The following is a 12,254-nucleotide window of genomic DNA, read 5'->3' as shown; positions in this document are numbered from 1 at the left end:
AGCCTGTCCGGTACCTCCTGTCACAGCTGCCCCCCTCCCTGGCAGCCTACCTTACTGGCCGCCTGAGCTGGTCGCGCCTCCTGTTCCTGCCGCTCAGCCAGGCGTCAGGCCCGGCCTCAGCGCAGAGCCTGATAAAAGAGATCAGCCAGAGCCACGTAGCCGATGTCGCTCGGATGAAGACCATCGTCACTCACATACTCAGGATGACGGGCCAGGTTGTAGCGCTGCTGTGATAGATCAACCAGAATCAGATGATGCTTGCTCACATTATCAGCAATGGCAGCGTTATAGAGCTGGATCTGAGAGCGCAGCCACTGCTGATCAAAGGTGCGAAAATGTGGGAGCAGCGTCAGGTCAGGCACATTGGCAATGGCAATCCTGGCCCGCGGCGCCCCTGCCTGGAGGCGCGTGAGGAGCAGATCCAGGTCGCGCGCGTAGGCCGTCACCGGCACCTGATCAGCCAGATCGTTCACCGCCAGCCAGATCGTCACGATGTCAGGATGGACATCGAGCGCGATGGGCAACTCCAGACGCAGCGCTTGATGGAGGTGGACGCCGGGAATGCCGAGGTTGACCAGATGGACGGATGGGCCAAGCTTATGGGCTAGATCAATAGGCCAGTTATCGGCGTAGGGATCAGCGGTGCCAAAGCCAAAGGAGTCAGAGGCGCCAATGGCGACGTAGACGAGACCTCTATGAAGAGTTCCTAGCTCGTCAGCAGCAGCGGGCGCTTCATTCGTCGGGCCGCAGGCGCTTAGCAGGCAGAGACCACAGAGGAGGCTGACCAACAGCCACAGGCTGGTTTTCATCCAAGAGTACTGGCCTGACCGCGATCCAGGCCGCCAAGACCAGGCCACTGGCCAGAGCCGCTGCTGGCTATCCTTGCCTTGGCCACTGTCAGGCCCAGGCTGGCTTGCACCAGCCAGGGGAGTCCAATCCTTCGTTTTCGACCTCATGCACAGGCACGTATGCGATTTACTCTACTGATAAGCTGCCTCTCTATGTGGATTATATCATCTTTTTGAATATCATACTATGTCAATTTAGCGACGTCAAAAGGCAGTGGCGACAGAGCAACCAGGAAAAAAGTACCTGGCGCAGGCAGAGAAAGGTAGCCCAGAGAGGAGAGGCAAAGGCACCAGCACGAAGGCGAGAGACCGATCTCTGGTCGATGTCGAGTGAGCGAGCCGAGACCGCGCCTCCCGCATGCTGGTGCCACGAGCTGGGGATTGAGCGCCTCTAAGCCCAGCGGATCGCCAGACGAGGTGCCTAAGACGTCTTGCGACCTTCGGCCTGAGCAAAAGCCGCCTCAGTTTTGGCCGCCATAATAAAGTCATTTTGATGCAACCCACCCACCGCGTGAGTCCAGAAGGCGACCTTCACCTGCCCCCACTCAGTCACGAGCTGCGGATGATGATCCTGTTCCTCAGCGAGTGCACCGACCGCATTCGTGAAAGCCAGAGCGTGGGCAAAGTTATCAAAGTGGAAAGTCTTTTCGATGCGCTTGATCCCATCCACCTCGACCACCTGCCAGCCTGGGAGCTGAGATAGCAAGTTATTGATTTCCGCATCTGACAAAGCCGGTTCGCCGCCACGGCAGGGTACACAGCGCATCTGAGCCAAATCCTGCATAGGTACCTCCCATTTTTCCTTGCGAGGAACCTGACGAACAACGGGAACAACAAACTCAATGGAGCGAGGTCACGCAAACCCGTAAGAGTGGCCTCTCTTACGTGTTACAGACCTGCCGGTACTCTAGAAGAGTATAGCCGAGGAGGTCCAGCCCCTGCCACTGCCAAAAAAGGAGAGCGTCCAGACCTTCCCACCCCCGCCTGGCCTGGCGGACCTCTCGCTGGCCGATCTTGGGCCAGCAAGTCCGCCCCCAGGGCCAGGGGCTGGCCCGGTACGCTCCCCACCATGCCCGACCACGTCGCAGCTTCCCCACGGGATCGCACCACACATACGGAAAGAGCAGCCCATTCCCGGCGCTGGCTGCCGCTCAGCGCTCAGCCGTCCCTAGTGATAGCCCAGCATCCTGCGGGCCAGCGCGACACTATCAACCTCGTACGTACCCGCGGCAACACGCGTCTTCAGCACCGCCAGCCGCTCCGCACGCTCCTGCTCGACCACAGCTGCCAGATCCGGCCCGGACACCTCCCTTTTAGCGGGGCACGCCTGTGGCTCATCAGGCGTCCCCGGTTCGTCCGGTCCAACCCTGGCAGGAGAGGAATGTCGCCTGCGAGGCAGCGCGGGCCGCAGATAGCGCTCATCATCGTACTCGCGCTCGCCCAGCCAGGGCCGCCACCCGGTCCCCCTATCTGGCAGAGACGTGGGCTGCCAGCCCTGCCCCGGCGCACTGGCCTGGGCCGCGTCAGCCTTTGAGCGCGTCGCTCTGCCACGTCCCGACTGCCCGCTCGCCCGAGTCACGTGCCGAATGCGCATGGTGATCAGGACTCCTCTCTTCTTTCTTCCATCACTACGTCGCCAGCGATAGCCAACGGACAGCTTGCCACGGGCACCCGGACACCGGCGACGGACGACCTTCGCTCCCCAGCAGGGAGCCTATGCCTCTTTCCAGTGTAAGGGTCGGCACCTGCCCAGGTAAGGGGTATTCGTCGCTAATTCGAGAGACCAGAAGTCCCTGATTATCATCACCCACCTCCTATCGTTATCCGCCCTAGCCTTCCATCTGTGCTGTGCTGTGCTGCTCTGCTCTGTTCCGCCCTGCCCTGCCCGCCTCCTCTCCCTTACTGGCAATAGGCCGGCAAGGAGCCACTAAAGACTGCAGGATGCAGCAGCTGGGCCAGACACTGCAGACCATCAACGAGGCGCGGCCCCGGACGCTGCATCAGATCCGTATTGAGATGATAGACATGGTGTAACTTGAGGGCGGTAATCTGGCCCCAGTTAGGGCGGCGATAGACCAGCTGTGGATCGCCACCATAGCGCGGGTCCTCGGTGAGGATAATATATTGAGGATTGGCGCGGATCACCGCCTCATCAGTGACCTGGGGATAGCCGCCATTGCTCGTATTGTTGTGGAAGACATTGATCGCATTAGCATCCTGGAGCAGCTCGTCGCCAAACGTACCACCCCCAAAGACATAAGGCTTGCCAGGAGTGCTATCGTCGGCCTCCAGCATCACCGTCGGCGGCGTGGTCCCCTTCACCGCCTGGCGGATCTGAGCGATGCGCTGCTGGAGCTGCTTGACCAGCGCATCCGCCGTGTTCTCAGTGAAGGTCAGACGCCCCACCGTCTGAATCTCAGCCAGCATCAGAGCAATGGTATTGTCTGGCAAATCAACCACGTGCAAGCCCAGGCGTGTCAGCTGCGCATCGTACTTCTCTGTGAGACCGCCAGAGCTAAGCACCAGATCGGGATGCAGAGCCACAATGCGCTCTACATTATAGTCGCCGTTGGCATCCGAGATACGTGGAAGACGGGTCAGTTGCGTCGGGTAGTCCGTATAATAGTCGACCGCCACAATACGGCTCTCCAGGTGGAGGGCGGCCAGAATCTCGCTCATGCTCGGCACTAGGGAAATAAGACGCTGCGGGGCCGTCTTTGGGAAGACCACCGGAGTGCCGTAGATATCGCGCACTACCGTCGGCGTGGGACTTGGCTGCGCCGCGCTGCCGCCATTCTGACTCTGTCCACAGGCAGCAAGTAAGAGGAAGCACAGAACTAACAAACAAGGGAAAAACCATCTGGAGATGACACGGATGCGCATAAAACTCACTCCTCCACAGCAAAAGATAACCGTCCATTGTCACCTCGCGTAGAGGGGGCGCAACCACAACACAAAAGGACCGGAGAAGCAGCGGGTCAGCTCGGTTTGGTGGTTGATAGTACGCCTGCTCCTTTGACGCGAAGGAACATGGGCCACTGGCATCAGGCAGGTCTCCTGGCTTCTGGCTCAAGCGCACCTTGACGCACCTTCCCATTCCCCGGCCTGGCCCGCAGACTTACGCAGCTTTGCCCTTACGCAGGCCCGCACAGGAACAGTGGCTTGTTCACTAATCGACGCGCACCCGCCCGCAGCGGAGAGCGAGCGGACGGGTCGCCAAGGTGCTCGCCAGTCACAGTAGCGCGACTGCGCCGGATTCTCACCGGCTTCCCTATTCTGCCGGAAATGAGCGCAGGCATTTCCGGCCACCTGATGCGTCGCACGATTCACTGCTGGCAGAGGAAGTATATGCAAGAGGTTGCCTGGCTGTCAACCCAGAGTGGTCGCTGTTCCGGGACAGAAGCCACGCCAGCCGGCAGTGGCACCCTAGAAGGCCACCGCCCCGACGCCCAGACGACCAGTAACCAGCTCGCGCAGACGCGCGGCATTGCGCAGGGCATATCCTTCGCTATCATTATTGAAATAGGCATAGCACTCACGCCCCTCTCTCGCCTCCCTGCTCAACCACTCGGCCCAGAAAGCCAGCTCCGCCTCACTGAAGCAAGGGCCAGCCTGCCCACTGTGGAAGCGCAGATAGCGAAAGGCCGCTGTGGCCGGCAGATCCACCGGCGTGGGCAGTTCCCCCCCGACTGCCAGCACCAGGGCACAGCCGGCCCCGGCCAACAAAGTGCACAAGCGCTCACCCTCGCTCCCCTGCAACCAGGAAGGGTCACGAAACTCAAAAGCTACCGCCAGTCCAGGCGGCAGCAAATGGAGAAAGTCCTCCAGACGCCCCAGGTCGCTCTTCCAGTGAGGCGGAAGCTGGTACAGCAGCGGGCCCAGACGCTGACCCAAACCGCGCGCCGCCTCCAGCAGACGCGCCTGTGGTTCAGCCGCATCGCGCAGCTTCTTCATATGCGTCAGATAGCGACTGGCCTTGACCGCAAAGCGAAAACGCGGATGGAACCTCACCTGCTCAGCCCAAAGGGCAAACTGCGAACGCGGGGGCAGGCGATAGAAGCTCCTGTTAATTTCCACCGTGGCAAAATGCCGGGCATAATACGGTAGATACTCCTGCGGCGGCAAATCAGGCGGATAGAAGCGGCCCACCCAGTGCGGATAGAGCCAGCCAGAGGTACCAATCCAGATCGTCATCGCTCGTTCTCCGCTCGCGAGCACCAAGCGCTCCAGGCAAAAGAGCCTTGTCATCCGTGCCTTCCCATCAGCAGCCAGAACCAGGAGAGCCCGGGCAGAGCACAGCCACCTCAGACCAGCCCAGGCCATCCACTGGCAGCTATCTCTATTCTATCCTCGCCATCGAGCGTATCCCCTCGTCGAGCGGAGACAGGTCCAGTCGCCCCCCAACAGTTCCAGTGAAACCGAGCAGGGAGCAAGCCAGCAGGAGAAAGACCTCGAGGATAGCGGGCGGACTGGCGGACGGGCAGGCAGACAGATAATGGAGGCCACACGAGCCTGCCGCAGGGGACAAGTGGACCAGTCCGACTTCAGGCAGCGATCTGCAGCACCTCAACCACGATCACACTCACATTATCGTCACCGCCGCCATCGAGTGCTGCCTGAAGCAAGCACTGGCAGATCGTCACAGGATCAGCAGTGAGGCCCAGGAGATGCTCAATCTGAGGGTCGCGCACCATCTCCCACAGGCCATCAGAACACAGGAGCAGCTTATCGCCTCGCAGCAAAGGCACAGCAAAGACATCGACCTCGACCGAGGCCCGATCTCCCAGGCAACGATAAATCTGATTGCGCTGCGGATGTCGATAGACATCCTCGCGAGAAATAGACCCCGCACTCAATAAGCGGGCCACCACCGAGTGATCCTGCGTTACCTGGGTCAGGCCCGTTGCCGGGCGATAGAGATATGTCCGACTATCGCCCACATTCAACACATAAGCGGTACTATCGAGGAGAAGGGCCGCGGTCACCGTTGTTCCCATGTCGGCCTTCTCAGCGCGATTCCGCTGATAAAGCTTCAGATTAGCATGTTGCAGGGCGTCAACCAGAATGCCGGTCAAGAAGGTTTCGTCATTCTCGACCGAATTGGTCAGCGCAGGCAGCGCCAGCTCGCAGAAGGTCTCTACCACCAGGCGGCTCGCCTCACGGCCATTGGAATGGCCCCCCATTCCATCAGCCACCACACAGAGACCAAAGGTCTGGCCGCTATGAGTCCGCTGCTGCTGAATAGCCACCAGATTGTCCTCATTCGGCTTATGCTTGCGTTTGAGGCCGGGATCAGTAACGGCTCCCATACGGATGACCAGCGTTCCTTTCGACGGCAGGCTCGCCAGCGTCTCTGTACGTCGTTCCTCAGCCCTTTTCCCGGCTGGCGCTGGCCAGTTGGGTGTGGGGGTCTCAAGGGCCTGAGCCTCCGCAGGAGAGGGAAAAGCGAGCTGCTCCTCGACAGGGGCAGCCATCAGCGCGGAGAGAGCAGGCGGTGACGAGAGAGAGAGGTCAACCTGGGTGGGGAAATTAGCCCAAAGAGCACGTCGCGCTTCCAGGGAGGGGGCTGCATTTGGCTCAGCAGAGGGAGAGGGACCAGAGACAGAGGCCAGCGGGCGCGTCAGCAAGTCGGGAGAGCCAGAGGTGGGAGCCAGCGGGCGGGAGGTCGACAATGGTTGCGAACGGGACCGTCCCCCACCGCCGGGACGATAGCGCTTCACAGCACGCGTTGCCTGGACCTCGGCCTCGCGCAGCTGCTTAAGCTCATGCTTGAGCAACTGGCGCTCCTGCCAGGAGTACCAGCAGGTCCGTAAGAGGCGCCAGCCAGCGAGCAACAGCCCTATCCAGGCCGCGGCCAGGAGCAGGGCCAGGATGACCAGTCCCAATACAGGGAGCAGAAGAGCGGGGCCGCGGGCCGCCCACAGCGCTGGAAGCTGTTGGAGCGACTGCCAGAGCAGCAGCCAGGCATGGGGAGGGAAGCCGCCCGAAACCCAGATCAGCACAGCCAGGGCACAGAACCATCCCAGCGCCCGCGCGGGCAGCGGAATCTGGCGGACCCCGTAGCCGATGTTGAATTGCCCCAGCATCGCTTCGCTATCCTCTCTTTACCAGTTCGCGCTGGGCACTCACAATCAGCTCAGCATCGTGCGTTTCTTGCAATTCTTGCCGACAATATTAAGTATACTCACCACTTCGTACAGTGTGCAGCATGACCATCCAAAATTCCTGGTACTTACGCCCGCAAACGCCAGAGAGCGGACGCCAGGGCCCCCTTGCCACCAACCCCAACGGGCGACTTGATTCTGGGCACGAGAGACGGGCAGGACAGCCCGCCTGGAGAGCCGAAGAGGGACTTGACAAGTCACAAGAAGTGGAGTATCCTTGTGATGACAATCGCAAAGGAGCCATGAACCAACAAGGAGAGGTCGCATAGAGGCCTAGTGCGGCGGTTTGCTAAACCGCTAGGGATCAAAAGTCCCTCGTGGGTTCGAATCCCACCCTCTCCGCCAGGCCACAGTTCTGTGGCCTGTGTACAGGGGTGTAGCTCAATCGGTAGAGCAGCGGTCTCCAAAGTGCGCCCCTGTGGTGCTTCTGTTCCTGTTGCGGTAGCGCAACATCACTGAAGCGGGTGTGATTAAAGCACGACCTCACCTGGCTCCCGAAAGGGGGCAGGGACAACAGCATGGTCGAAAAGTCCGGCGGTCCACTCCCCAGCTAGCGGATGGCTACACGCCGGGCAGCTAGGCCGGGCATGGTGAAGGCTGGATTGCTTGAACCTCAGTTGCCCGCTTCGCTGGATTGTCAGTCGTAATTTGGAGGGCTGGCAACCGCTTCTCCAGCGAGGCTCTCGCCAAGGGTACGGACAGCGCCCAGGCGAGCGCGGCGACGAACGAGGCACCTAAACCCGGAGCGGAGCAGAAGTGCAACTGGGGGATCGCCTAAACACCGTAAGGTGCATGGCGACGGAGCATCCATAGTACTCAAAGGCTCAGGGTAATGCCTGAGACACGGGGAAGGGATGCAGGAGGTCTGCCTCACGCGCGAGGCCAACTGGCGTCTAGCGCTTGGACTGGCTCCAGACCTCTGGAGAGCCGGATGCATCGAAAGGTGCACGTCCGGTTCGGGGAGACATCGCCAGCAGCCCGCTGCACACGGGTTGCGGTGGAGCAGCTCCACACCGCAGGTTGCGGGTTCAAGTCCTGCCGCCCCTGCTTGCAGACTACAGCGTCTGGGGTCGGTGCTCGTCACGAGCACCGACCTTTTTTATAGCCTCCGCTCGTTCCCTCAACCGCGCCCCGCTCCCTTACCTCAGCTCAGCCGGCCCTATCACCTGTCGCCCGCCTGCTTTACCTGTCAGTCACAGCCTCACGCATTGCCCCATCTCCAGCAGATATGGTATCATAGGCGACAGAGCAACATGCCAGACGGCAAGGAAGGGCAGCAGACAAGGCCGGCGTGCAAGCCAGGCCAGGCCAGAGCAGGCAGAGCCGCGCCGAACCGAACGCCGGTCCTGATTGGCTATCTGACTGCCTGCAGAGAGCGCTCCTGGTTCCGCTGGCAGGTACAGCAGCGGTCGGTCACTCAACAGAGAGATAGACAAGGGCCGCTTCAGCATCGTGAAGGGATGTTCGTGTGAGCAACGCAGAGAAACGTCAACGGATTGCCGTTTATCCGGGCAGCTTTGACCCGCTCACGCACGGCCACCTGGATATCGCGCGGCGCGGCGCCCGCCTTTTCGATATGCTGATCGTGGCAGTCTACGCTGTTCCCGATAAGAATCTGCTCTTCTCTGTCGACGAGCGGGTGCAGCTCTGGGAAGAGGTCATTGCCGCCGAGGGCCTTACCAATGTCCGCGTAGAAAAATTCTACGGCCTCGTCGTTGAGTTTGTGCGCTCAGTAGGAGGCTCAGTCATCATCAAGGGCCTGCGCTCCCCTAACGACTTCGAGGCCGAGTTTCAACAAGGGCTGATGAATCGCAAATTGGCCCCGGAAATCGAGACCGTCTGTCTGCTGACGAATTTACAGCATCTCTTTGTCAGCTCCTCCCTGCTCAAGGAAGTAGCCCGACTGGGAGGGAATGTCAGCGACATGTTGCCGCCAGTAGTCATTAAAGCCCTGCAGCGCAAATTTGGCCACAGCGCATCCTGAGCGCAACAGTTGAGCTGCCGGGCGCGAGGTCACAGGCAGAGCAAGCAAGCAAGCAAGAAAGGGCGCCGGTCACAGTTCATGGCCGGCATCCTGACCGAAGGCCAGAGGCCGGTCGGTGCAGGCAGGTAGGCAGATAGATAGGTAGGTAGGTAGATAGCGGCGGGCTGATCTGCACGCTGCGAGCAACAAGGCGGAGGACGCCAGGCAGGCGCTCTCTCCAACCACGGCCAGTTGGGACCGACCAGTTCAGCAGCGCAAGCGCATCGTGCACGCGCTTGCTCGCTCACTTGTTCGCCAGTTGTACAGTCAGCCAGCCGCAAGAGAGCACGAGGAAGAGGAAGGGTCAGTGTGGATATACTCTATCTGGTAGATCGCCTGGAAAACCTGATCGCCAGCAGCCGCAGGATGCCTCTCGTCAATCAGATCATGGTCAGGGAAGCTGAGATTCTGGCGATCCTTGATCAAATGCGCGCCGCGGTTCCTGAAGAGGTCAAGCAGGCCAGACGCCTCCTGCAGGAGAAGGAGCGTATCCTGGCTCAGGCCCAGGCAGAGGCGGCCAGCATCCTGGCAAAGGCCCGCGAGGAGTCCGAGCGTGTTATGGACCGTGAGGGGCTGCTGCGCCAGGCTGAGGAGCGCTCAGAGGAGTTAGTACGCCTGGCAGAGGAACAGGCCCAGCAGCTCAAGAGCGAGGCCAACGCCTACGTGGCGGAAACCTTGCGGTCCTTGCATGAGCACCTGACCGCCATCGAGACGGAGATCAGTCGCACCATTCTCAGTATCGAGAAGGGCCTGGAAAGCCTGGAGGCCTCCTCACCTTACGTCGAAGAAGAGAGCGAGGACCAGGCCGCCGAGGAGCTGCCGCTGCCAGAGGAGGACTATGCCCTCTACGCCGACGAGGAGGAGGCGGAGGACGCTCTCCCCCCCCATCCTTCCCCCCGCCGCTCTTCCCTGGCCGCCGATACCATGGGTGGCCCCATGCTGGGACGCCCAGGCGAGCCACCACGCCGCCCCGAGCCAAGGGCTTGACACACCTTCTCAGGGTCACCTATAATGAACCAGCGTACGTGAGAAGCTGAGTATCTTCCAGACTTGCGCCATCGACAGACAGCCTGACCTGTTCAGCTCTATTTGTAGCCCTTCTCCCGTTTAGTCGTCTACTCTGGGGCAAAAGTGAGGTTCCATTTCTTATGCAGTACAACGTGGCGCAACTCCTGAAGGCCTCCATCGGGACCGCCTTCCAGGCAGATATTCATGAAGAAGATGTTCAGCTAGATAGCGATCTTAAGATACTCGGCGCTATCAACGGCCACGTCCGCATGCGACGCACCGACTACGGGTTGCTGGTCGATGGCTGGGTGGATCTGACCCTCCCGATGGTCTGCGACCGCTGCTTGAAGCCCTTTGAGCAGCCCATGCATATCACCTTCGAGGAGCTGTTCTATCCTACCATCGATGTCACCAGCGGCGTGCCCGTTCCCCCACCCCTGGGTGAGGATGAGGGCTTTCCAATTGATGAGCATCATCAGCTCGACCTGAGCGAAGCCGTACGCCAGCACCTGCTGCTGGAGCTGCCGATGCGCGCGCTCTGCCGCGAGGATTGCCCAGGTCTCTGCCCGCAGTGCGGCCACGACCTGAGTCTGGGCCCCTGCCAGTGTCAACCAGAGATCGATCCGCGCTGGGGCGCGCTGGCCGAGCTGTTGCAACAGCGCTTGCCGTCGCAAGCTTAACGTGCTCGCTGGCCTCGCTGGCCATCCAGTCCGTTCCCGCCAGCCAGCCCGATTAGGAGATAGAGGAGGAGCTTTGTTCTATGGGCGCATTACCAAAACAGCGAGTTTCCCATGCGCGTAAGGGCGAGAGGCGCGCGCATTTCCACTTGAAGCTGCCTCAGCTGGTGCTCTGCCCCCAGTGCCGCTCGCCGCGGCTCGCCCACCATGCCTGCCCTAAGTGCGGCACCTACCGCGGTCGCCAGGTCTTCTGGCCCAAGGAGCGCAAGCGCTAGTGGCCTCCACCCCCACACCGCAGTGCGCTCTACCGCGCACGCACACCCCCACTGACTGGGACAGGCAACCGAGACTATGACGAGAAGAGGAGAGAGCGCGAGGCCACACCCGCGGTCGGGCGAGGCAGGACCAGGCCAGGTGCGATTAGCCAGCAGGCATCGCTTGTCTCGCTCGCGCCGCGTCTGCCCCTCGCGCGCAGTGTAACTCTATGGCAGCAAAAGGAATAGCTTTCCTCTTTCCTGGACAGGGCAGTCAGACAGTGGGCATGGGGGCCGATATTTATGAGCAGTCCCCCGCGGCCCGCCAGGTTTTCGAGCGGGCCGACCAGGCTCTGGGAATGGCTCTGAGCACCCTCTGCTTCCAGGGACCAGAAGAGCAACTTCGTGAGACGATTAATGCCCAACCCGCGATTGTCACCGTTAGCCTCGCCCTGTTGGCCGCTCTGCAGGAGCGGCTTGCTTCTCACTTTAGCTGGTCGTCCCCTTTGACCCCCACCTTCACCGCTGGTCACAGCGTTGGAGAATATGCGGCCCTCGTCGCTGCCGGCGCGCTCGATCTGGAGGACGCCGTGCGCCTGGTACGGGAGCGGGGACGTCTGATGCACCACGAAGGAAGCGTCTGCCCGGGCGGGATGGCGGCAGTCATCGGTCTGGATGAGGCAACGCTGCAGGAGATCTGCCAGGAAGCCAGCCAGGAGGCCACGCGGGAAGGAGCAGCAGCCCAGTCTCACCCAGATCATCCCGGCTGGGGCAAGGTGAGCGTGGCAAACTTGAATGCTCCAGGCCAGATCGTCATCTCCGGTGAGCAGCGCGCCCTCGCCTTGGCCATGGAGCGAGCTAAGGCGCGCGGCGCCAAGCGGGTTATCCCCTTAGCGGTCAGCGGCGCTTTCCATTCGCCGGTCATGGAGCCTGCTGCCGCGGGTTTAGCCCAGGCGCTGGCCACAACTCCACTGCGCCATGCGGCCATTCCCATCATTAGCAATATCGAGGCCCGCCCGCTGACCGAGGCGGAGGCCCTCCGCCAGGAGCTGGCGCGCCAGATCGTCGCCCCCGTGCAGTGGGTTCGCAGCGTCGAGTACCTGGCCACTGCTGGGGTCAGCGTCTACCTGGAGATCGGACCCGGCTCGGTGCTGACCGGCCTGGTCAAGCGCATCGCCCGCGATGCCACTACCTTGACAATCAGCAACGCGAACGAACTGGACAAAGCGGTGACCGCCTTGCGCGAGCAAGGTCTGCTCCAGCTCTGATGCGGTATAATA

General features: G+C 61.1%; 11 protein-coding genes, 1 tRNA gene and 1 riboswitch. Of the genes, 6 read left to right on the top strand and 6 right to left on the bottom strand.

The window, feature by feature from the left end; translation table 11 throughout:
- Positions 1–116: 116 nt before the first annotated feature.
- From A4R35_RS16400 to A4R35_RS16375, 6 genes are all read right to left on the bottom strand, one after another.
- Entirely contained in the window at positions 117–809 is a 693-nt protein-coding gene (locus A4R35_RS16400) for an SGNH/GDSL hydrolase family protein (protein WP_189361928.1), read from the bottom strand.
- Positions 810–1,269: 460 nt separating this feature from the next.
- Positions 1,270–1,632, bottom strand: coding sequence for a 4a-hydroxytetrahydrobiopterin dehydratase (locus A4R35_RS16395; protein ID WP_112431218.1), 363 nt, complete (start codon positions 1,630–1,632; stop codon positions 1,270–1,272).
- A 384-nt stretch (positions 1,633–2,016) separates the two neighbouring features.
- Positions 2,017–2,442, bottom strand: a complete 426-nt coding sequence (locus tag A4R35_RS16390) for a flagellar biosynthesis anti-sigma factor FlgM (RefSeq protein ID WP_112431216.1) — start codon at positions 2,440–2,442, stop codon at positions 2,017–2,019.
- Positions 2,443–2,747: 305 nt separating this feature from the next.
- A complete protein-coding gene (locus tag A4R35_RS16385) occupies positions 2,748–3,731 on the bottom strand; it encodes an ABC transporter substrate-binding protein (RefSeq protein WP_112431214.1) in 984 nt (327 codons plus the stop codon).
- A gap of 147 nt (positions 3,732–3,878) precedes the next feature.
- A riboswitch (cobalamin riboswitch) is annotated at positions 3,879–4,176 on the bottom strand.
- 98 nt (positions 4,177–4,274) lie between these two features.
- Positions 4,275–5,042 (bottom strand): DUF72 domain-containing protein, encoded by a 768-nt coding sequence (locus A4R35_RS16380; protein ID WP_112434259.1) that lies wholly within the window; start codon positions 5,040–5,042, stop codon positions 4,275–4,277.
- A gap of 350 nt (positions 5,043–5,392) precedes the next feature.
- Positions 5,393–6,934: a PP2C family protein-serine/threonine phosphatase gene (locus tag A4R35_RS16375; protein WP_112431212.1), complete on the bottom strand. Its 1,542-nt coding sequence runs from the start codon at positions 6,932–6,934 to the stop codon at positions 5,393–5,395.
- A 332-nt stretch (positions 6,935–7,266) separates the two neighbouring features.
- Here A4R35_RS16375 and A4R35_RS16370 point away from each other — a divergent pair.
- The 6 genes from A4R35_RS16370 to fabD all read left to right on the top strand — a co-directional run bounded on the left by A4R35_RS16370 (position 7,267) and on the right by fabD (position 12,242).
- Positions 7,267–7,357 (top strand) — tRNA-Ser (locus A4R35_RS16370).
- Between the two features lie 1,123 nt (positions 7,358–8,480).
- The gene (coaD, locus tag A4R35_RS16365; protein WP_112431210.1) at positions 8,481–8,996 is read left to right on the top strand and encodes a pantetheine-phosphate adenylyltransferase; all 516 of its coding nucleotides are present in this window, start codon (positions 8,481–8,483) and stop codon (positions 8,994–8,996) included.
- Between the two features lie 348 nt (positions 8,997–9,344).
- Positions 9,345–10,022 (top strand): ATP synthase subunit B family protein, encoded by a 678-nt coding sequence (locus A4R35_RS16360; RefSeq protein ID WP_112431208.1) that lies wholly within the window; start codon positions 9,345–9,347, stop codon positions 10,020–10,022.
- Between the two features lie 161 nt (positions 10,023–10,183).
- On the top strand, positions 10,184–10,723 hold the full coding sequence (locus A4R35_RS16355) for a YceD family protein (protein ID WP_112431206.1): 540 nt from the start codon (positions 10,184–10,186) through the stop codon (positions 10,721–10,723).
- 80 nt (positions 10,724–10,803) lie between these two features.
- The gene (rpmF, locus tag A4R35_RS16350; RefSeq protein ID WP_112431204.1) at positions 10,804–10,995 is read left to right on the top strand and encodes a 50S ribosomal protein L32; all 192 of its coding nucleotides are present in this window, start codon (positions 10,804–10,806) and stop codon (positions 10,993–10,995) included.
- A 209-nt stretch (positions 10,996–11,204) separates the two neighbouring features.
- The gene (gene fabD, locus A4R35_RS16345) at positions 11,205–12,242 is read left to right on the top strand and encodes an ACP S-malonyltransferase (protein ID WP_112431202.1); all 1,038 of its coding nucleotides are present in this window, start codon (positions 11,205–11,207) and stop codon (positions 12,240–12,242) included.
- Positions 12,243–12,254: the final 12 nt, after the last annotated feature.

This window comes from Thermogemmatispora tikiterensis, assembly GCF_003268475.1.
GTDB lineage: Bacteria > Chloroflexota > Ktedonobacteria > Ktedonobacterales > Ktedonobacteraceae > Thermogemmatispora > Thermogemmatispora tikiterensis.
The sequence above is the reverse complement of the archived record's forward strand: the minus strand, read 5'-3'. Positions and strand labels throughout refer to the sequence as shown.